The following is a 23,220-nucleotide window of genomic DNA, read 5'->3' on the forward strand; positions in this document are numbered from 1 at the left end:
GGCCTAGAGGACGTCCCCCAGCGGCCGGGCACCCGCGAGGAGTTGGCGGGTGCGTTCTTGGACCGCCTGGGGGTAGTTCTCGGCGAAGGAGGCGATGTTCAGGTCGTCCTCGCGGAGGCAGTCGAAGAGGACGGTCGGGCCGCGGCCGGTTTCCCGTTCCGCGTCGGTGTAGCACACCATCAGGTGCATGATGGCGGTGTCGGGGAGGACGTGGATGCCGGTGGTGGGGTGGGAGCGGGTGGCGAAGCCCCAGAGGACGTCGCGCAGGTCGGTGGGGTCGATGTCGTGGTCGAGGACCATGATCCGGGTGACCCACCAGCCGCCGTGCGGAAAGGCGTCGCACGCCTCGCCGATGGCCCGGCACAGCTGCTCGGATGAGGTGAAGCCGGTGCGCTCGCGCCAGTCGCGGTCGACGGTGACGGCCAGTACGTGGACCGCGGTCTCCGGGATCATCCAGGACGCCGCGATCGGCAGACCGGCCTCGCGCAGGTAGTGGGTCCAGCGGGCGGAGTGGGTCAGCCCGACGAGGGTGTGGTCCTCGTCGACCGGCTTGCCCGCGCACACCACCGGCATGATCGGGTCGTCGCGGTGGGTGATGGCGGTGACGGTGTACGCGGGCAGCTCCACCTGCCAGTCGGGGATGTAGCCCGCGAACTCGCCCATCGGGCCTTCGGGTATCAGTTCGTCGTGGTTGATGTACCCCTCGATGACGATCTCGGCGGTGGCGGGCACCTCCAGGTCGACGGTCCGGCAGCGGACCAGCTCCACCGGGCGGCCGTAGTAGGCGCCGAGGTAGGCGGCCTCGTCCACCTCCTCCGGCAGCGACATGGTGGACACGAACGGGACGGCGGGTTCGGCGCCGAGGACCAGCGCGAAGGGGGTGCGTTCGCCGCGTTCGCGCCACATGTCGTCGATGACGCCGATGTGCTGCGGCGAGCCGGTGAAGGTGGCCATGCGGTGGGAGTCGTGCAGCATGGCCCGTGCGAGGCCCCAGTTGGTCCAGCGGCGGTCGGGGCTGCGCAGGACGAAGGTACCGATGGTGTTCACGTACCGTCCGCCGTCGCCGTGGTGCAGCAGCGGGAACGGGAAGCGGGTCAGGTCGGCGTCGGCGCCGAGCAGGACGTTCTCCTGGCAGGGTCCCGACGCCACCGTGACGGGCGGGATGGGCGCGGCCGACTGGGCGGCGACCAGCCCGTCCAGCAGTCGCAGCGGTCGGGTGTCCGGGTCGAGCCCGAGGGAGAGCGCGACCCGGGCGTACGGGGTGTCGGGGACGCTGCTGTACGCGGCGGGCGCCGTGAGGACCCGGAAGCCGGGCGTGAAGCCCCGGACGCGGGAGAGCAGATGGGCCGGGGCGCGGTGCTCCGTGGCGTAGCGGGCGATCGCGCCGATCTCCAGCTCGGCGTCCACCTCGTCGTCGATGACCCGCAGATCGTCGAGCTTGGCCAGGGCGTCCAGGTAGTCGCGCAGACTGGACAGGTGATTCATACCGGTTCCTCACCTCGGGGTCGGGGTCGGGCGTGCTGCCGGGCGTCGCGCATCCCGTTCCAGCGGACGGCCTTGGGCGTGTCGATGCCGAACTGGTCGAGCACACGGGTCACGGTGTGGTCGACGATGTCGTCGGCCGTCTCCGGGTGCTGGTAGAAGGCGGGCATCGGCGGCAGGATCACCGAGCCCATGCGGGACAGCGCGAGCATGTTCTCCAGGTGGATGTCGCTCAGCGGGGTTTCCCTGGGCACCAGCACCAGCTTGCGGCGCTCCTTCAGGGTGACGTCGGCGGCGCGCGCCACCAGTCCGTCGGCGAAGCCCATGCGGATCGCCGCGAGGGTCTTCATGCTGCACGGGACGATCACCATGCCGTCCGTGCGGAAGGAGCCCGAGGAGATGGCCGCGCCCTGGTCCTCCGGGGTGTGGGTGACGTCGGCGAGCGCGGCCACCTCGCGGACGCTCATCGAGGTCTCGTACTCGATGGTGGAGCGCGCCCAGCGGCTGATCACCAGATGGGTTTCCACCCCGCCGTGCTCGCGCAGCCGCTCCAGCAGCCGCACCCCCAGCACGGCCCCGGTGGCGCCGGTGATGCCCACCACGATCCTGGCGGGTGCGGGGTCGTCCATCGGCAGCGCCATCACGCCTCCTGGTGGCGTCGGAGCACGAGGGCGTCGACGCGGTCGCGGTAGGTGTCGAGGAAGTGGGCGGACAGCTCGTCGACCGATTCGGCGTCGAAGAGGAGGGTGGGCGAGACGTCGTCGAAGTCCTCGCGCAGCGCGTTGGCGAGCTGGAGGACGAGGATCGAGTCCATGCCGTAGTGGATGAGCGACACCGACGGATCGATCTTCTCCGCCGGGATCTTCAGCGTGGCCGCGGCCTTCTCCTTCAGGTACGCCACCATCGTCGCGGCGCGGGCCTCGTCGGAGGGATGCTCATCCGGCGTGGGTTCGGCGGCGGCCACGGGCTCGTTGGGTACGGGGGCGGGGCGGGCGTCGGCCATGGGCACCGGCCTGCGGGCGATGCCGTCGCTCTCGGCCGCGATGATCTGCTGACCGAGCGCCCGGGCCTGCGGCAGGACGAGGACCACCGACGGGAATCCCTCGCCGTGGAGGACGTCCCGCCAGCTCTCGGGCGACAGCGCGGGCGAGCCGGGGATGCGCAGCGACGCGTCCTCGAACAGCCACCAGCCCTCCAGCAGCCCGAAGGTGAGGTGGCTGAACACATCGAACGAGCACAGCTCGTTGAGCAGCAGCCAACCGCCGTGCCGCAGCGCCGACTTGGCGTTGCGGAGGGTGGTGCGGGTGTCCCGGGTGGCGTGCAGGACGTTGGCGGCGACGACGAGGTCGTAGCCGCCGGCCTCGATGCCCTGCCCGGCGAGCGGCTGTTCGGCGTCGAGGCGCGCGGTGTCCAGGTACGGGACGTCGGGGCCGTACTCGCTCTGCGCGTGGTTCAGGAACGCCTTCGAGAGGTCGGTGTATGTGTAGCTCTCGATGTGGTCCTGATACGGGCGCAGCGCCGCGAACAGGCCCGCGCTCGTGCCGCCGGTGCCCGCGCCGATCTCCAGGATGCGCAGCCGCGCGTCGGGGTCGCGGCGCAGCCGCTCGGACACCACGCCGACGGCGGCGTCCGCCATGGCGCGGTTGAAGGTGTCCGCCACGCGGTTGTTCTTGTAGCAGCCCTCGACGAGTTCGAGGGAACCGCGCGGGAACATGATGTCGGTCGGCCGGGTGCGGCCGGTCAGGATGTCGGGCAGGGCGGCCAACGTGGCGTCGACGAGCCGCAGTTCGGCCCGCTTGTCGGGGTCGGCGGACCACTCGGCGCAGCGCTCCTTCCACTCCTGGTTCAGGGCGTCGAGCGGCGGGGCCGTGTCCGGCATCGTCCGCAGCGCGTGCTCCAGCCAGGTGGTGTAGCGGTCGAGGATGCCGCCGCGTGCGCGGAGCGCGGTGAGGTCGGCACCGGGTCCGGTGGTGTCGTCGTACGTCTCGCCGTCCCGTACGACGCCCATGGCCGTCAGGTGGCCGCGGGTCATGCGGCCGAGCAGGGCGTCGCGCTCGGCGCGCCAGTCGGCCACCGTCCGCAGGATCTCCTGGCTGTCGGCGAGGCCGGAGTGGGCCATCAGGGCGTCGGCGGGGATGCGGGTGGCCGGGTCGCGTTCGTAGACGGTGAGGCGGGTGGCCGGGTCGATCGGCCCGAGCCCGTCCGGTTCGGTGAGCTTGACGTAGCTGAGCTGCTGCTGCGGGCCGCCGAGCAGGGTGTCGAGTGCGGCCATGCCCTCCGGCGGTTCGATGGACAGCAGCCCCCAGCGGGCCATGCGCTCGCGGTGGAAGTCGGAGGCGACGCTGCCGATGCTGCCCCACCAGCCCCAGTTCATCACCTTCACCGGGCCCGGCCACTGCCCGGACAGGGCATGGGCGTAGGCGTCGGCGAAGGTGCAGCCGGAGGCGTAGTTGCTCTGCCCTGCCGCGGTCGTGAACGACTGGATCGAGGAGAAGAAGAGGGCGAAGTCGAGGTCGTCGTCGGCGAACACCGCCGCCATGGCCGCGCTCGCGTCGACCTTGGCGGCCAGGCTCGCGCGGAACGTGTCCTCGTCCATGGTGGCGAGGCCCTGGTCGCGGAGCACCAGGGCCGCCTGGATGACCCCGTTGATGTGTCCGTACCGCTCGATGATCTCGGCGTGGGCGCGGGCCAGGGCCGCGGGGTCCGTGGCGTCGGCGGCGAGGTAGGTCACCTCGCCCCGGCCGCGGATGGCGCGCAGCCTGGCGTCGATCTCCGCGTCGCGCTCACGGCGGCCGAGCCATACGACCCGCGCGCCGTACCGCTCGACCACGTGCTCGGTCCAGGCCGCGCCCAGACCGCCCGCACCGCCGATCACGACGTAGACGCCGCCCTCGCGGTAGCGCTGTCCGGTGGCGGTGGCCGCCGCGTCGCACGGGGCCAGTCGGCGGACGAGCCACTGGCCCGCGCGGCGCACCCACGTGTCGCCGTGCGAATGGGCGGGCAGTGCGGTGAGATCCGCGGGCCATGCGGTGGCGCCGTCCAGGTCGAGCCGGCGGACGGTCCAGTTCGGGTACTCCTGGCCGAGTGATCCGAAGAGACCGTGCAGCCCGGCGTGGACGGGCCGGATCTCATCGGTGGCATGGGCCGGGACGGCGCGCCGGGTGACCAGGGTCAGGCCCAGCGGCCGGGCGTCGTGCCGGGTCCGCAACAGCGCCTTGACCATGCGGAAGGCCGCGAGGACACCATCCTGCTGGGCGGCGATGAGACCCGCCGCGTCGGTGACTGCCAGCCCGGTGTCGGGCGCGATCCACACCAGGTGGCCGAGCGGCCCGGCGGTTTGCAGCGCGTCGGCGACCTCGTCGATCGACGCGTCCGGTGCGAGGCTCCACACGGTGGTGTACGGGCACTGCGCGGTGATCGCCGCCTGCTGTTCCGCGGTGCCACCGACGACCAGGACGCGGTCCGCGGCGGACGGTACGGGCGCGCCGAACGCTGCGGGCGCGAGCGGCTCCCACACGGGCGCGTACAGCGACGGCACCGGCTCGGCCACCCGGCGCGAGGTGTAGCCGGTCATGGCCACGCACACCGCGCCGCTGTCGTCCACGAGATCGATGTCGAGCCTGCTGAGGGCCGTGACCGGCTGCGCGCTGTCCGCGACACGGACGACGGCCCACATGTCCGAGGTGCACGGGGCGAAGAGTTCGAGCCGGTCGAGCGCGAAGGGGATCGCCGTATCCCGAGGGCCCTCCCCCTCGGCCAGATGCAGCGCCATCGACGCCTGGATGGCCGAGTCCATCATGGCCGGGTGCAGGACGTACGGACCGTCCGAACCCTCAGTCGCCTCCGGGAGGGCGAGCCGGGCGACCACGACGCCGGGGCCGACGTACGCCTCCTCGATGGCGCGCAGCGACGCCCCGTGCACGATGCCCATCGTCCGCAGCGCACCGGCGACGCGGGCCGGGGACACCGTGGTCGGGCAGTCCGCGCGCAGGGACGCGAGGTCGAGGGGCGCCGGGCGCGGGGTGTCCGAGCGCGCGACGCGGCCCTCGCTGTGAACGGACGACTCGGCGGTGGTCCGGGAGGCGACTTCGAAGGAGACACCGCCGTCCTGGACCGGCTTCACCCGCACCTCGACGTCCACGGGCGCGCCCTCGACGGCGAGCGCCTGCACCCAGGTGACGTTGCGCATCCGCAGCGGGGTGGTGGCGGTCGCGCCGAGCGCGTGGACCGCGGTCTCCCGCGCCATTTCGAGGTGGGCCACCCCGGGCAGGATCCGGCGGCCGTGGACCGTGTGGTCGCGCAGATAGGACTCGTCACCGGTCAGCGTGGCCGTGGCGCGGTGGCCGCCGTCCGCGTCGGGTGCGGGCCGGGGGATCATGGGGTGTCGTACGGCGGGGACTTCGGGGGCGGGGGTTGTCGCCGCCGACTGAGCCGTCGTCGGCCAGTGGCGCTCGCGGGCGAACGGGTACGTCGGCAGCGGCACCCGGCGCCGCGCCGTCTCCGGGAACACCGCGGCGTAGTCGAGCGCCACGCCCTGGACGAACAGCTCGGCGAGCAGTTCGAGATCCGTGCGGTACGCGAGCGGTGCGTCGGTGTGAGCCGTGCCGCCGGAGCAGCGCCGCAGGGCCTCCTCGCCGATCCGGGTGCCGTCCGTGCCGTCCCCCGTACCGCTCGCCGCCACCGCCTCTCCGGTGAACGCGCGCGCCCCGCCGAGCCCTTCGTCCAGGACCCGGACCAGCTCCTCGCGGTCGCGGACGACGCAGGCGAAGCGGTGCGCGAAGTGTTCGCGCCCGGCGATGAGCGTATGCGCGATGTCGCCGCAGTCGAGTTCCGGTTCGCGGCGGAGGTGGGCGGCCAGCCGGGTCAGCTGCTGGGCGAGCTGGTCGCGCGAATGTGCCGAGAGGACGACGAGATACACGGGCCGCGGCGCCGGGACGCGCGCGGGGGCGGGCCCTTCGTCGATGACGAGATGCGCGTTGGTGCCGCTCGCGCCGAACGAGCTGACCACGGCGCGCCGCGGCACGCCCGGGGCCGTCTCCCAGCGGTGGGTGCGGGTGCTCACGTAGAACGGGCTGCCGTCGAGCGCCACCGCCTCGTTGGCGGTCTCGAAGTGCAGCGACGCCGGGATCTGGCGGTGCTTCAGCGCCATCAGCACCTTGACGACACCCGCGACACCCGCCGCGTGCTGGGTGTGGCCGAGGTTCGTCTTCACCGAACCCAGGGCGCAGTAACCGGACTTGTCGGTGTCCTCGCGGAACGCCCGGGTGAGCGCCTGGAACTCGATCGGATCGCCCAGTTTGGTGCCCGTGCCGTGCGCCTCGACCAGCTGGATGTGCTCCACGTCGATGCCGTACGCGTCGTACACCTCGCGCAGCAGGCTCTCCTGGGACGCGGAGCTGGGCGCGGTGATGCCGTTGGTCGCGCCGTCGTGGTTGACGCCGGAGGCGCGGATCACGCCGTAGACGTGGTCCCCGTCGGCGAGGGCGTCGTCCAGCCGCTTGAGCACCAGCGCGCCGACCGCCTCGCCCGGTACGAAACCGTCGGCGCGGTGGTCGAAGGTGTGGCAACGGCCGGTCGGCGAGAGCATTCCGGCGCGCCCGGCCAGGTCGTACAGCCGCGGTGTCGACTGGACGTACACACCGCCCGCGAGCGCCATCGTGGTCTCGCCCGACGCCAGGTCCTTGCAGGCCAGGTCGATGGCGACGAGGGAGCTGGAGCAGGAGGTGTCCACCGCGATGGCGGGGCCCTTGAGGTTGAGGAAGTAGGAGATGCGGCTGGGGATGAACGAGGCCGTGTTGCCCCAGAACGCCTGGGCGGGCGCGTCCTCGCCCAGCAGCTGCTGGTAGTCGCCGTCCCAGCAGCCGACGTAGACACCGCAGCGGACGTCGCTCATCCGGTGGCCCGCGTAGCCCGCGTCCTCCAGGGCCTTCCAGGACTCCTCGAGCAGCAGCCGCTGCTGCGGATCCATGATGGCGGCCTCGACGCCGGAGATGTTGAAGAACAGCGGATCGAACTCCTCGATGTGGTCGAGGAAACCGCCGCGTGTGCAGCGCTTCGCCACGCCGTTGTCGCTCTTTTTGAGGTCCCAGCGGGTGGCCTCGCCGACGAGGTCGTGGCCCGCCGCGAGGTGTTCCCACAGGTCGGCCGGGGAGTCGGATCCGGCGAACCGGCCGCTGATACCGACGATGGCGATCGGCGGCCGTGGCGTCGCGGGTGCGGCGCTGCTCAGTGCCGGACGGGGCTCGGTGCGGGTGACGACGGGACGGTGGGCGCCCAGGATGTGGGCGATGAGGCGGTCCGCCGTGCTGTGGTCGTAGATGACGCTCGTCGGGAGGTCGAGCGCGAGGGTTTCGTTGAGTTCGTGGACGAGGCGGACGCCGAGGATGGAGTCGAGTCCGTAGTCGGCGAAGGCGTGGCCGCCCTCGACCTCGCTCTCCCGCATCGCGAGCGCCTTGGCGAGCTTGTCCCGCACCACGCGGGCCACCTGCGCTTCGAGCGGCTCGGCCGGTTCGGTGGGTTGCTCGGCCACGGCGGTTCGTACGGTCGATGGGGTCACACGTCCGGTGTTCCCGACCGGATCGAGGTCCCCGACCCAGTACCGGTCCTTGGCGAACGGATACGTGGGCAGCGCGATCCGCCGCGGCACCGCCGGGGCGTGCAGCGCATGCCAGTCGGGCTCCACGCCCTCGACCCACAGGGCCGCGAGCTTGGCCGCCTTCCCGGCCCGGGCCCAGCGCTGGACGAGGAGTTCCCGGAGGTCGTCGTCGGCGGCGATCTCGGCGAGGGCGCCCTGCGTACGGCCCGCGGTGGCCCGGTACACGCCCGGCACCCCGCCGCCGCTGTCGCCGCCGCCGTCCACGTACGCACGCAGCGCGTCGCGCAGTTGGGGCACCGACGCCGCGACGACCGCGAGCCGTTCCTTCATGGCCTCGCGCCCGACCTGGAGGGTGAAGGCGAGATCGGCCAGCCGGACGTCCTGGGTGTCGAGGAACGTGGCGAGGCGCCCGGCCGAGGCGTGCAGCTGCTCCGGTGTACGGGCCGAGAGGACGACGATCTGCTCGGCGTCGTCGGCGGCGCCCGTAAGAGGCTCGGTGGCGTACTCCTCCAGAATCACATGCGCGTTGGATCCGCCCGCGCCGAACGACGAGACGGACGCGATGCGGGGCCCGTCCGGCTCCCACGCCGTCAGCTCGCGCTGGACGAAGAACGGGGTCCGCTCGAAGGCGATGTTGGGGTTCGGCTCCTCGGCGTGGAGGCTCGGCACGAGCTGTCGGTGGCGCAGCTGGAGTACGGCCTTCGTCAGCCCGGCGATGCCCGCCGCGGCCTCCAGATGGCCGATCGCCGACTTCACCGAGCCGAGTGCGCAGTACCGCGTGTCCGCCGTGTCCTGTCCGAAGGCGAGCGTCAGCCCCTTCACCTCGATCGGGTCGCCCAGCTCCGTACCGGTGCCGTGCGCCTCGACGTAGCCCACCTCGCGGGCGGAAACCCCGGCGCGGGTCATCGCGTCCCGGATCAGCTCGGCCTGGGCGCCGGGGTTGGGCACGGTGTATCCGTTGGAACGGCCACCGTGGTTGATGCTGGTGCCGCGGATCACCGCGAGCACACGGTCGCCGTCGGCGAGGGCGCGCGAGAGCGGCTTCAGCAGGACACAGCCGACGCCCTCACCGGGTACGAAACCGTCGCCACCGCTGCCGAAGCTCCGGCACCGCGCGTCGGACGACAGCATGGTGGAGCCGGACAGTTCGATGTAGTCCTGCGGATGCAGATAGAGATTGACGCCACCGGCGATGGCCAGCTCGCACGCGCCCTGGTGCAGATGCTCGCACGCCTCGTGGATGGCGGTGAGCGACGCCGAGCACATCGTGTCGAGCGTCAGACTGGGCCCGCGCAGATCGAGGACGTACGAGGTACGGGCGCTGAGCGAGGCGAAGGAGACCACCGGGGTCGTCGTCTCCCCCGACGGCAGCCGCCGCGTGCCGTGGCGGGCGTGGCCGGTCTTGGTGACGCCCGCGAACACACCGACCCGGCGCCGGTGGCGGCGCGCCAGTTCCTCGCGTGCGTACCCGGCGTCCTCCAGCACTTCCCATGACGCCTGGAGGAACAGGCGCTCCTGCGGGTCCATGGCGTACGCGTCGCGCGGCGCGATCTGGAAGAGGAGCGGGTCGAACGCCGCGAAGTCCTCCAGGAAACCGCCCCACTTGCTGTAGCTGCGGCCGGTGGCGACCGCCGTCGCGCGGTCCGGCTCGTAGAAGCCGTCCAGCGACCAGCGGTCGGCCGGGATCTCGCCGACGCAGTCGCGGCCCGCCTTCAGGTTCTCCCAGAAGGCGGTGATGTTCTCGGCCTGCGGATAGCGGCCGCTCATGCCGATGATGGCGATGGGCTCGCGCGTCCCCGGTGAGGGGGTTGGGGCGGCGGGTCGCGGTGCGGGGTCGGGCGTCACGGTGGCGGTCTCCACGGGGGCGGTGTCCACAGGGGCGGGGTCCTCGGGGGCGGGGTCCTCGGGGGCGGGGTCCTCGGGGGCCGGTGACGCATGCTCCGTCGCGAGGTGTCCGGCGACCGCGCGCAGCGTCGGGTGTTCGTAGAAGAGGGTCTTCGAGACCTCGCCGTACACGGCGGCAAGCTCCTTGTTGAGCTGCACGACCATGATCGAGTCGAGTCCCGTCGCACCGATCGGCTCATCGGCGTCCACGGCGTCACGCGGCACCTTGGTGACGCGTGCGAAGAGGTCGAGGAGGTGGTGCAGCGCCTCGCGCCCGGCACGCTCGGCGGCGGCGCGCCTCGGCCGTGGCCATGGGGCGGGGGCGGTGTGACGAGTGCGGGCCGGTGTGCCCGGTGCGCTGTACGTTGCCGAGTGCAGCGCCTCGTCCGGGTCGCCGTGGTGCACCCACACCCGCTCCGCGGCGAGCCGCCACGCGCGGACGAGGGCGGCGAGCCCGTCGGCCGACTCCATGGGGACGAGGCCACGGCTGTGCCAGAGGTACGCGAGCGTCGCCTCGTCCACCGCCATCCCGCCGTCCTTCCACAGCGGCCACGCGATCGACAGGGTGCGCCCGGAGCGCTCCCCGGCGGCGACGCGCGCGGTACGGAGCGTGGCGAAGGCGTCCAGGAAGGCGTTGGCGGTGGCGTAGTCCGCCTGGCCGGGGTTGCCGGTGAGGGCGGATCCGGAGGAGAAGGTGAGGACGAAGTCGAGCGGTTCGCCCGCGGTGGCCCGGTCGAGGTGGACGAGGCCGTCGGCCTTGGGCGCGAGGACGTCGTCCCACTCCTCCGCCGTCTTCTTCGCCAGCGTCGCGTCACGGATGACACCGGCGGAGTGCACGATGCCGTGCAGCTCGCCGACGTCCTCGCGGACGTGTGCGACCAGGTGGCGGACCTCTTCCCAGCGCGAGATGTCGGCGCGTTCGTAGCGGGCCACGGCACCGGCGGCGCGCAGCTCGTCGAGGAGCGTGGCGACGCGGCCGTCCTTGGCCCGCCTGCCGACCAGGACGAGGGTCGGGCGTTCCACACCGTGGGCGATGTGACGGGCGACGATGGCACCGATGCCGCTCGCGCCACCCGTGATGAGGTACCTGCCACCCGCGCGCCACGGGATGCCCGCCGCCGCGTTCGGGGCCGGGACGTCCCAGGTCTGGACGGTACGCATACCGTCGTCGTAGCGGATCACATCGCCGTCCGTGGCGCGTGCGTTGTCCGCGACGACGGTGGCCACGGTGTCGTCGTCCATGGCAGCACCGTCCATGGCAGCGCCGTCCAGGCCGATCACCTGGCCCGTGAACCGGGGGCCTTCGAGCGCCGCCGTGCGCAGCAGGCCCGCGAGGGCCAGTTGGGTCGCGTCGTCGCCGTCCGTCGGGACCACGACCTGTACGAGGGTGGCGCCGCTCCCTTCGGCAGGCTCGGCGGCCAGGTCGCGGACGGCCTCGAAGACCTGCCGTGAGACGTCCCTGAAGCGGCTGTCGAGGCGCTGCTTGGCCGTGGTGACGGTGTGGCAGCGGACACCCGGGACACGTCGTTCGACGGCGGCGCGCGCGATGGCGGTCGCCCCGCACAGGATCACCAGGTGGCGGGCGTAGGTGTGTTCGCCCGACGCCGGCGGTGCGGGCTGCGGGGTCCACCGGGGGACGAGCAGGGTCGTCCCGATGACGGGCAGGGGACTCTGTGCCGATGCGTCGCTATCAGATTGCGCGGGGGTTTCGGTGCCGGGAATCCAGTAGCGCTCGCGGGCGAATGGGTACGTGGGCAGATGGGCCCGGAGCGGGGTGTCCGCCCCGTACAGCGTGCGCCACTCGACGGTGCCGCCCTCGGTCCAGCGGGTGAGCAACCGCCCGAGGTCACCGTCCGGAGCGCCGCCGCGTTCGCCACGCTCCACGAACGCCCGCAGCTTGTCGGCGAGTTCCTCCCGCGAGGCCACCACCCAGGCGGCGCGCCGCTCCATCGCCTCGCGCCCGGTTTGCAGCGTCCAGGCGATCGAGGGCAGCGCGGCGTCCGACCGGCCGGGGTCGCTGAGGTACGCGAGGAGTCGGCGCGCGACCTGCCGGAGCTGTTCGTCCGTACGGGCCGAGAGCGGGACGATGACGCTCGCGCCCTCCGACGGCACGCCGTGGCCGCGTTCGATGGCCTTGGGCACGTACTCCTCCACCACCACATGGCAGTTGGAGCCGCCGAAGCCGAAGCTGCTGACGCCCGCGCGGCGCGGAGTGACCGCGTCACGGCCGTCGCGCGGGCGCGGCCACGGCTCGTTCTCGCGCACGATGTGGAAGGGGCCGTCGTCCAGTTGGATGAACGGGTTGATCTCCGCGCAGTGGCGGGTTGCCGGGAGCGTCCCGTGGCGCAGGGCCAGGATCACCTTCAGCAGCCCGGCGATGCCCGCGGCGGCCTCCAGATGGCCGATGTTGGACTTCACCGAGCCGAGACCGCAGCTGGCCGTGTCCCCGGCGCCCAGCCGCCGGAAGGCGCCTTGCAGCGCCCGTACCTCGACGGGATCGCCGAGCGCGGTGCCCGTGCCGTGCGTCTCGACGTAGCCGATGGTGTCCGGGTCGAGGTCGCCCAGCGCCGCCGTGACCAGCTCGGTCTGGGCGTCGGCGTTGGGCGCGGTGAGCGAGTTGGCCCGGCCGCCGTGGTTCTCGGCGCTGCCGCGCAGCACCGCGAGGATCGCGTCCCCGTCGCGCTCCGCGTCCGCCAGGGGCTTGAGGACGACGGCGCCGACGCCCTCGCCGCGTACGTAGCCGTCCGCGTCCCGGGCGAAGGTCTTGCACCGGCCGTCCGGGCTGAGCATGCCCGCGCGCTGCGCGCTCACGAACGTGTCGACGCTGAGCAGCAGGTTCACCCCGCCCGCGATCGCCACATCGCACGCACCGGAGCGCAGGGCGTCGAGGGCGCGGTGGATGGCGATGAGGGAGCTGGAGCAGGCGGTGTCGACCGGCTGGCTCGGACCTCGGATGTCGAGCACGTACGACACGCGGTTGACGAGCATCGAGTGGGCGTTGCCGGTGGAGGTGAACGCGTCCGGCTCCACGCCGTACGTGGTGAGCAGCGTGGCGTAGTCCGTCCCCGACACGCCCAGGAACAGCCCGGTGTTGGTGGGGAGGTCGGCGCGGGTGTACGCGCTGTCCTCCAGCGCGCCCCACACCGTTTCGAGGGCCAGCCGGTGCTGCGGGTCCATCAGCTCGGCCTCGCGCGGATAGATCCGGAAGAAGCCCGCGTCGAACGCGTCCACGTCGTCGAGGACGCCCGCGTGGCGCGGGAAGTCGGCCTCGTCCACGATGCGTGCGTAGGTGGCGTCGTAGCGGTGGACCGGGAACTCCGCGACCGAGTCCTTGCCCTGGAGGAGATTCGCCCAGTAGGTGTCGAGGTCGGGCGCGCCGGGGAAGCGTCCCGCCGCGCCGATGACGGCGATGGGCATCGGCGCGTCGTCCTGGCGCCGGTCGGGGGCGGGGCTCGCCACGGGCGCGGCGGCGCGCGCCACCTCGAGGCTCGGTGCCTGTGGTGTTCGTGTCGCCGCGTGCGCCGCGCGGACCGGTTGCTCGTACTCCTCGGCGAGGTGGCGGCCCAGCGCGTCGAAGGTGCGGACGTCGAAGAAGACCGCCGGGCTCACGTCGATGCCGAACCGCTCGTGGATGCGCTTCGAGAAGGTGACCAGCGTGATCGAGTCGAAGCCGAAGGCGTCGAAGCCCGTGTGGACGTCCAGCTCGTCCGCGTCGAACTTGAGGATGCCCGAGGCGATGTCGCGCAGTTCGTCCACGACGAAGGAGACGATTCCGCCGTCACGCGGTGTGTCGTGCCGGGGTGTCGCGTCCCGGGGCACGCCCTGGGGCGGCGCGTCCTGCCCGGGTGTGTCGTGGTCCCCGTAGCGCACGCCCGTCAGCTCCACCGCGACCTCGCCGCCGGGCCCCAGCAGCGTGATGGTCCCGGCCAGGGCGCCGCCTTCGGCGGCCAGGTCGAGCACGGCGTACGCCACGTCCGGGGCGCCGGTGTGGAGGCGGACGTCGGCGGTGTGCCGCCAGGTCTGCCGCTCCCAGTGCGGCAACCCGGCGCTCTTCGCCGCGAGGTGCGCGCCCTGGTCGAGGGCCGCGAGGACATGCGGGGCGAGGGTGACGTTGGGCTTGGTGTGATCCCGCTGGACCTCGGGGGCGGTGAGCGTGAGCACCAGCCGTCCGTCCCGCAGCCAGGCCGCGCTGTCGACCCCGCACAGCATGGGCTCGTAGTCGAGCCCGCCGTCGGCGAGTTCGGCCAGCGTCTGCGGCTGGTCGAGGGTGCGTACGGCGTCGAAGCGGAGGGAGGCGCGGGGCATCGCCGGGCCGGGCGTGCCGTCCGCGCCGACCTCGAACTCCACGACCCGCGTACGCGTCCCCGACGCGTCCTCGGCGAACACCGCGCCCCGGGCCGCCTCGCGGTGTGTCGTGTCCAGCGTGGTGATCAGGCGCTCCGTGGCGGTCCACTCGACGGGGTCGAGGACACGGAGGTCGCGTACCCGCGCGGTGGCCGGATCGGCGGCGAGTCCGGAGATCCGCGCGGTGGCGAGCGCCACGTCCAGGGCGTACGCCGGGACGATGTTTCGTTCCCTGCCCCGCTGGTATCCGTAGTCGAGCAGGTCGTCGAGGTGGACGTCGAGGATGTAGCGCAGCCCGTCGACATCGGATGCGTTGCGCCCCAGGAACGGGTGGAGCTTGTCGCGGAGGGCGAGGGGCGCGAGCACGCTCGGCGCGCCGGGCTCCGGGGTCACCCAGCACGACACGCGGTCGAAGGGGTAGGCGGGGAGCGAGACACGCCGTAGCCGTCGCGGATCGCCGAGCCGCGCCCAGTCGACGCTCTTGCCGCCCGCCCAGACCGTACCGAGGTCGCGCGCGGCCACCGCGCGTGGATCGTCGCTGCTCAGCGCGGTGGTGAGGTCACGGTCGCCCGCAAGGTAGCGGTCGATGGCCTCGATGGCGCCGCGCGTGTCGGACGCGAAGAAGGCCCACCGCCGCGGAAGTTCGTTCTTGCCCACGCGCAGCGTGAACGCGATCGACGGCAGATCGGACTCGTCCGCCTCGCTCAGATAGGCGCGGAAACGGGCGAGGGAGGTGTCCAGCGCGGCATCCGTCATCGCCGAGAAGACGAACAGCTCATCGCGTCCGTCGCGGACATCGTGCGCGTCGCCGGACCGTCCCGCGTACTCCTCCAGAATCATGTGCGAGTTCATCCCGCCCGCGCCGATCGAGGTGATTCCGGCGCGCCGGGGATGGGTGACGACACGCCCGTCGGCCGCCCTGACCGTCACCGGGTCCCATGGGGCGAGTGCGCGCTGAACGCGGAAGGGCGTCCCGCCGAAGTCGATGTCCGGGTTGAGTTCGTCGCTGTGCAGCGAGGGCGCCAGCGTGCCCTTCCGCATCTGGAGGATCACCTTCGCGAAGCCGATCATTCCGGCCGCGTGCAGCAGATGCCCCAGGTTCGACTTGACCGAGCCGAGGGCACAGAACTGGGTGTCCTCGGTGTGCTTGCGGAACGCGTCGGTGAGCGCCTTGACCTCGATCGGGTCGCCGAGCGACGTACCCGAGCCATGCCCCTCGACATAGCTGATCGTGCGCGGGTCCACGCCCGCGTCGTCGATCGCCTTCTCGATCGCCCGCGCCTGCGCGTGCGGGCTGGGCACGGTGAAGCCGTTGCGTACGCCCGCGTTGGTGAGCGCGGTGCCCTTGATGACCGCGTACACCTGGTCGCCGTCGCGCTCGGCCTCGACCAGCGGCTTGAGGACGACGGCCCCCACACCCTCGCCCAGGATCGTGCCGTCCGCGCCGAGCCCGAAGCTGCGGATCACATCGGAGGTCGCGGTGGTGAAGTGCTCCTGCGAGGAGGAGATGAGATTGTACGGGTGGAGGAGGAGGTTCACTCCCCCGGCCACGACCATCGGGCACTCCCGGGCGCGCAGCATCTGCACGGCCTGGTGGATACAGGCCGAGGACCCCGAGCACATGGTGTCCAGGAAGATCGACGGCCCGGTGAGCCCGTAGAAGTACGAGAGCATGTTGGGGAGCGTGCCGGTGTAGCTGCCGCTCGCCGCGGAGCCCCGGGTCAGGCTGTTCTGGAAGCCGTAGAGGCCGTAGTGGTTGCTCATCGCGCCGACGAGCACACCGACGTCGCCGCCGTACTGCCGCTGGATGGTCTCGCGCGAATACCCCGCGTCCTCCAGCGCCTCGACACCCGTCTGGAGGAACAGCCGGACCTCCGGCGACATGTGCTCGGCGTCGCGCTTGGAGATGCGGAAGTAGCGGGGGTCGAAGGCGTCGATGCCGCGCAGGAACGTACCCGTGCGGATGGAGCTCTTGCCGAGGACGGCGCGGTCGCGGCTGTAGATCGCGTCGTGGTCCCAGCGGTCGCGCGGGACCTCTTCGAAGCCGTGCCGTCCCTCTTCGAGCAGCGACCACAGCTCGTCCATGGTGTCGGCGCCGGGGTAGGTGCCGGAGATGCCGATGACGGCGATGTCGTGGTAGTCGTCGCGCGACGGCGCGGTGGGGCGTTCGGTGACGGTCAGCGGTGCGGGTGCCGCGGTTTCGGCTTCTGGCTCCGCCACTGTTCCGGCTTCTGCCGGGGCCTCGCCGCCCAGGATTGTTTCCAGCGTCGCGCGGTGCGAGGCGAGGAAGTAGCCCGCGACGCCTTCGATGGTGACGTACTCGAAGAAGATCGTCTTCGGTAGCGGGCCGAAGAGTTCCTCGAGGCGCGCGGTGGTCTCCAGGATGGCGAGCGAGTCGATGCCGTACTCGACCAGGTTGACCGTGGTGTCCATCGCGTCGGGATCGTGGTGCAGCACCTCGCCGAGGATCCGCGTCAGCAGCTCCTCGGTCGGCCCTGTGAGGTCGCCGCCCGCCGGTGCGACAGCCGTTGTGGGTACGGGAGGTCGGTGCTCTTCGCGGCGCGCGGGCGCGAGCGTGGCGTCCGAGCCGTACGCCACGACGACATGCCCGGGCGCGTCGCCCAGCACCCGGCCGAACACGCGCAGTCCGTCCTCCGTCGGCAGTGGTTCCCAGCCGCGCTGTCTGCGCATCGACTCGCGGGTCACGGCGTCGACCGTCATCCCGCCGTCCGCCCACAGCGGCCAGCTGACGGCGACGGTCCGCCCGGTCCGCTCCCCCACGTCCACCAGCGCCTGCCGATGGTGGGCGAAGGCGTCCAGGAAGGTGTTCGCCGCCGCGTAGTCGGCTTGCCCGGGATTGCCGTACACCCCGGCGACGGACGAGAAGACGGCGAAGAAGTCGAGCGCGAGGTCGCGCGTGGCGGCATCGAGGTGCACCGCGCCGCGCACCTTCGGCTCCAGTACGGCGGGCAGCTCGGCCGCGTCCTTGGTGAGGAGGTAGCCGTCGCGCAACACGCCCGCGGCGTGCACGATCCCGTCGAGCGAGCCGTGGTCGCGGGTGATGGCGCGGACGGCCTGCTCCACGTCCTCCCGGCGGCCGACGTCGACGGCCCGGTAGTGCGCGTCCACGCCCGCCGCCCGCAGCTCGCGCAGCGCCGCGTCGCTCGCGGCCCCGGCCGCCGACCGCCCGCTCAGGACGACGGTGACCCGGCCGGAGCGCGCGAAGTACCGGGCGAAGTGCCGTCCAAGACCGCCGAGCCCGCCCGTCAGCCAGTAGACCCCGCCGTCCTTCAGCGGCGGGACCCGCGGTCCCTCGCCCAGGTCGACGTCCACGGGCCGCCACTCCTGGCGGGTGCCGTCGTGGACGTACCGGACCTCGCCGGCCCCCGCGGGCTCGGCCGCCTCGGCGGCCACGATGGCGGCGACACGCTCGGGCGTGGCGGTGTCGAGCCCGGCGATACGCACGACACGCCCGGAGACGAGGGGGTTCTCTGTGGCGGCGGTCTGGAGGAGACCGGCGAGCGGGGCGTGGAAGTGGCGGGGTACGCGGCCGTCGACGAGGACGATGACACGGTGCGCGTTCTGGGGGCGCGACCGCAGCAGTTCCTGAACCCGGCCGAAGACGACGCCCAGAGTGGCGTCGATGCCGTCGGCGACACGGTCACGGGTGATGTCGGGCAGCCGCGTGAGCGAGCCGTCCGCCACGTCTGTGGCCGGGCCGCTCCCAGCGATGAAACCGTGCACGGTCGGGGCATGCTCGGTCGGTCCGCCCCGCGCCGGGGTCTGCGCGGCCGGGCCGTGCCCAGTCGGCCACTGCGCGGCGGTCACGCCCTGCCCGCTCGGGCCACCGCCGGGCCGCTGCCCGGCGGGGCCGTCCCCGACCGGCCCCTGCCCAGTCGCGCTGCCCCCGCTCGTGCCGCGCTCGGTCGAGCCCCACACGGTCAGGCCGACTCCCGCCGGGCCCTGCCCAGCCGGGCCCCTCACCGTCGGACCCTGCCCGGCCGGGCCGCCCAGGCTCGGCCCCTGCCCGCTCGGAGCGCCGCCGGTCGAGCCCTGGTCGGTGAGGTCGCCTCCGGTCGGGCCGTCCCCGCTCGGGCCCTGCCCGGCCGGGCCGCCTTCGCTCGGTCCCGCCGCCGCGCCGAGCGGTGCGTCCACCCAGCGGCAGGTGGCCGTGACGACACGGCCCACGGCGCTGCGTTCGTCGGGCGCGTAGGCGCCCGGTGCATCGTCACCGGGCGTGCCCTTGCCCGTCCCGGCGCGGCGCGCCGTGGTGCCTGGCGCCTGCGCGCCGCTGGTTGCGAGCGGGGCCCGGCGCTGGACCAGGCCGCGCAGCCGTACGGCGACGGCGCCCTCCGCATCGCACAGGTCGATGTCGAACGTGTCCAGGGAACCGGCCCCCGCACGGCGGCGGATCCAGGCCCAGGTGTCCTCCGGGACAGGGCCATGCACCTCCAGGGCCTCCAGGGCGAACGGGAGCGCTGGGCCGTGCGACCGTACGTCACCGCCACCCGCCTCGTGCAGCACCAGCACCGAGCCCTGAAGCGCCGCGTCCAGGACGCTCGGCGGCAGGATGCCGCCCGCTCCCGGGCCCGGTCGGGCGATGCGGGCGACGAGTTCGTCCGTGCCGACGAAGATCTCGGCCAGTCCGCGCATCGCGGCGCCGTACTCCAGGCCCTGGTCATGGAACGCGGCGTAGACGTCGTCAGGAGCGCGCCGCGCCGAACACACCGCACGCCGCGCCGCCAGATCGACCGGCTCCGGCGTGTCGAGCCCGCCCACCTCGGCGGTGCCACGGCTGTGGATCACGCACGTGGGGTCGTGCGCCGACGCACCCGTGTAGACCTGGTAGCCGAAGCCGCGCCCGTCCCCGGGGACGAGGCCCACATGGACGTCGAGCGAGGCGCCCTCCGCCACCACGGGGCGCAGGAAGGTGACATCGCGCAGCCGAAGACCGGGCGCCCCGGCGCTCGCCGCATCGTGCACCGCCGCCCGGGCCAGCTCCAGATGGGCCGCGGCGGGCAGCACCCGGGCGCCCCGCACCTGGTGCCCGGCGAGGAAGGGCTCGTCACCGCTGAACGTCGAGCTGTAGCGCTGCTCGTGCGCATCGGAAGTGTCCCGCTGGGCGAGCGCAGAGGGGGGCGGGAGCGCACCGGCACCGCCCTCCCCCGACGCCTCGCGCCCCCGGAACCAGTGGCGCTCCCGCGCGAAGGGGTACGTGGGAAGCCGTACCCGCCGCCGCTCCCCGTACCCGTCGTGCACCGCGGCCACGTCGACCGTCTCCGTCTCGCCCTCGACCCAGCGGGTCGCCGCGCGCAGCAGCCCCGGCGTGTCGTGGGTATCCCCGTGCACCGCCGACGCGGCGAGCGCGCCGTCCGCGAACGCGGCGAGCGACGCGCCGAGTTCGGACAGGTTCGCGACGACGAACGCGACACGCGCGGGCATCGGCTCGCGGCCGACCTGAAGCGTGTACGCGATGTCGGCGAGCCGCCGCGCCGCACCGTCGCCGGTGTGCGGGGTGCGCAGATGGTCCCGTAGCTCCCGGGCGGCATCGCGCAGTTGCTCGGGCGTCCGGGCGGAGAGCGGCACGACCTCCGGGCCCGCCACGTCGTCGACGCGCTCGTCCTCGTCCCGTACGCGTACGTACTCCTCCAGGACCACATGGGCGTTCGTACCGCCGAAGCCGAACGAGCTGACGCCCGCCCGCAGCGGCCCGTCCTGCCGCTCGGGGTCGCCCCACGGCTGGGTGTCGCGCACGATGAAGAAGGGGCTGCCGTCCAGCTTGATGAGCTTGTTCTGCGCCTCGAAACCGGCGGTCGCGGGCAGATACCGGCCCGCCAGGGAGGCGATCACCTTGGCCATTCCGGCGACGCCCGCGGCACCTTCCAGGTGGCCGATGTTGGTCTTGACCGAGCCGATCCCGCAGGTCGCCGGGCGCGCCTCGGTGCCCTGCGCCGCGTGGAGGTTCTGGAACGCCCGCTTGAGCGCGATGACCTCGATCGGGTCGCCGACGGGTGTGCCCGGCCCGTGGGCCTCGATGTAGGTGACGGTCTCCGGGCGGATTCCGGCGCGGGTGTACAGCCCCTCGATCAGCTGGGCCTGCGCGACGGGGTTGGTGACCGTGAGGGAGCTGGTCCGGCCGCCGTGGTTGGTGGCGATGCCCTTGATGACGGCGTGGACGGGGTCCCGGTCCTCGATGGCCCGGGCGAGCGGTTTCAGCAGCAGGACGGCGCCGCCCTCGCCGCGCACATAGCCGTCCGCGTCCTGGTCGAAGGCGCGGCTGCGGCCAGTGCGGGAGAGCATCCCGGCCTGGCTGAAGGCGATGAAGTGCTTGGGCGACCAGCACAGGTTGACGCCCCCGGCGAGGGCGAGCCCGCATTCGCCGCGCTGGAGGGCGGACACCGCCTCGTACACGGACACCAGCGAGCTGGAGCAGGCGGTGTCGTTGGTGATGCTCGGGCCCTGGAAGTCGAAGAAGTAGGAGACCCGGTTGGCGATGATGGAATAGGCGGTGCCGGTGGGGAAATAGGCATCGGTTTTCGCCCGGTCGCGCTCCATCAGCTCCGCGTAGTCCGCGTGGCACACACCCATGAAGACGCCGGTCGGGGTCCCGGCGAACTCGCTCGCCCGGTATCCGGCGTCCTCGATGGCCTTCCAGGCGAGTTCGAGCGCGAAACGCTGCTGGGGGTCCATGCTCTCCGCCTCGCGCGGGGAGATGCGGAAGAACGCGGCGTCGAAGCAGTCGGCGTTGTCGATGAAGCCGCCCCAGACGCTGCTGGTCTTTTCGGCGCCGCGCCGCGGATCGCCGAACCAGCGCTCCTTCGACCACCGCTCGGGCGGCACTTCGGAGATGAGCGAGCGGCCCGCGGTCAGGTGTCCGAACAGCTCGTGGAGGGTGTTCGCTCCGGGAAGCCGCAGCGCGAGCCCGATCACGGCGATGTCATCAGCAGAAGCAGGCGGCATGGCGGCGGGATTCATCGCGTTCCTCCGACGGACAGCCGGGACAGACGGTGGTCGACAGCGGTCCGTATCTCCATGCGCGACTCGGGCGCCGCGCTCATACGGTCCTCCTGGTTTCGCACGTACTGGTGATGGAGGACAGCGGTGGAGAGCAGATAGACGAACGTCTGATCCTCTTTGGTGCTGATCTCGGGATCGGGAGTCGACATGACCTTGTTGACGAGCTTGCGCGCGAAGGCCGGGTCGACGCAGTCGAGATGGGCGAGTTCGGTGTCCGAGAGCAGCAGTTCCATGTAGTCGGGGCGCCGGTCCTTGAACGCGGCGGCACCCGGTGCGCGATACGGCTGTTTGGGCCGGGTGAGGCTGGATTGGGGCAATTCGCCGCGGAACGCCTTCTTGAGGATGGCCTTCTCCTGGAATCCGTCGTCGTAACCGAGGTTCACGGACGCCGCCGCCCGCACCACGGCCGGGTCGAGGAACGGGCAGCGGTTCTCCACGCTGTGCGCGAGGCTCATCCGCTCGCCCTGGGTGGACAGCAGATAGCCCGCGAGGAGGGTCTTGTATTCGAGCCACTGCGCCTTCTGGGTCGGCGACAGCGCGGCGTAACCGGGGGTGGCCCCGACGAGGTCGAGGAGGTCCCCGAACGGCTCGTCGCGGTCTTTCAGCAGCCGTACCGCGAACCGGCCGTTCTGGTAGCGGAGTTCATGCGAGAAGAGCCCCGGCAGCCGCTCGGTGGAGAACTGGCTGAAGAGTCCGGTCAGATGCTTACGGTGACCGGGTCCGAAATGGCCGAGTTCGGGGTAGAGGCTGGCGAGTTTGGCCGCCTTCTCCTCGTCCGACAGGTCGTTCCACGACGCACGCAGCAGGGTCTCGCGGAACAGCGAATAGCCGAGGAACGCCTCGTCGGCCCCCTCACCGCTCAGGATCACCTTGATTCCGCTGTCCCGCACATGGCGCGACAGCAGATACATCGGAACGAACGCGGTGCGGAAGGCGGGGACTTCGGCGTGATAGACCGCCTCGGGGAAGTTCTCGGCGATGTCGGCGCTCGATATGGCGAGCGAGGAGTGGAGCGTGCCGAGATGCGCGGCGACGCTGCGCTGGCTGCCGGACTCGTCGAAGGTCTTGTCCTCGAATTCCACCGAGAAGGTGCGCACCTGGCTGCGGGAGAGGTCGGTGGCGAGCTTGGTGACGATGGACGAGTCGAGTCCGCCGCTCAGGTAGACGCCGACCTCGACATCGCTGCGCAGCCGCAGCTCGACGCTCTTGCGCAGCTCCTCGCGGACGAAGGCGGCCGCGTCCTCCTCGGTTCCGGTGAACGGCGGCGCGTCGACGCGCAGCTGTTCGTACGTGCTCAGCAAGCGCCGCTCCCCGCGCACGGTGAGGAGGCCGCCCACCGGAACCTGGCGGATGTCGCGGAACGGGGTGCGGTCGGGCAGCGGCGTCCAGACGGCGAAGATCGACGCCAGCTCCCGGGGATCCAGCTCGAAGCGGAAGCCGGGGAACGCGCGGAACGCCTTCATCTCGGAGGCGAAGAGGAACGCGTCGGGGCGGTCGGCGTAGAAGAGCGGGCGTTTGCCGTACCGGTCGCGGGCGAGGAAGAGTTCACCGGTGGCCGCGTCCCGGACCGCCAGGCCGAAGGCGCCGTTGAAGCGGGTGAGGCAGGCGGGCCCCCACTGGATCCACGCCTGGAGCACGACTTCGGTGTCGGATTGGGTACGGAACGTCCGGCCGAGCCCGCGTAATTCGTCGCGCAGCTCGATGTGGTTGTACAGCTCGCCGTTGAAACAGATCCAGTACCGCCCGGTGCGGTCCGCCATCGGCTGTGAGCCCCCGGCGATATCGATGATCGACAGTCGGACGGCCCCCATCGCGATGCCGTCGTCGAGGTAGTACCCCGCCTCGTCCGGGCCGCGGTGGTGAATGAGTGACAGCATCGAGGTGATGACCTGGGGCAC

Annotated in this window: 4 protein-coding genes; all 4 read right to left on the bottom strand. The window is 72.3% G+C overall.

What is annotated here, in order from left to right; all coding sequences use genetic code 11:
* Positions 1-3: 3 nt before the first annotated feature.
* From SSOG_RS09285 to asnB, 4 genes are read right to left on the bottom strand one after another with little or no spacing between them, the layout of a single operon-like run.
* Positions 4-1,485, bottom strand: coding sequence for a UbiD family decarboxylase (locus tag SSOG_RS09285; RefSeq protein WP_009713959.1), 1,482 nt, complete (start codon positions 1,483-1,485; stop codon positions 4-6).
* Positions 1,482-2,123, bottom strand: a complete 642-nt coding sequence (locus SSOG_RS09290) for a non-oxidative hydroxyarylic acid decarboxylases subunit B (protein WP_009713960.1) — start codon at positions 2,121-2,123, stop codon at positions 1,482-1,484. Before SSOG_RS09290 ends, SSOG_RS09285 begins: the two co-directional genes overlap by 4 nt.
* On the bottom strand, positions 2,123-21,280 hold the full coding sequence (locus tag SSOG_RS09295) for an SDR family NAD(P)-dependent oxidoreductase (protein ID WP_106516373.1): 19,158 nt from the start codon (positions 21,278-21,280) through the stop codon (positions 2,123-2,125). The genes SSOG_RS09290 and SSOG_RS09295 overlap by 1 nt, the downstream gene beginning before the upstream one ends.
* Positions 21,277-23,220 carry an asparagine synthase (glutamine-hydrolyzing) gene (gene asnB / locus SSOG_RS09300; RefSeq protein ID WP_245606258.1) on the bottom strand — a complete coding sequence of 648 codons (1,944 nt, stop codon included), beginning with the start codon at positions 23,218-23,220 and terminating at the stop codon, positions 21,277-21,279. Before asnB ends, SSOG_RS09295 begins: the two co-directional genes overlap by 4 nt.

The sequence above is a fragment of the Streptomyces himastatinicus ATCC 53653 genome (genome assembly GCF_000158915.1).
GTDB classification, from domain to species: domain Bacteria; phylum Actinomycetota; class Actinomycetes; order Streptomycetales; family Streptomycetaceae; genus Streptomyces; species Streptomyces himastatinicus.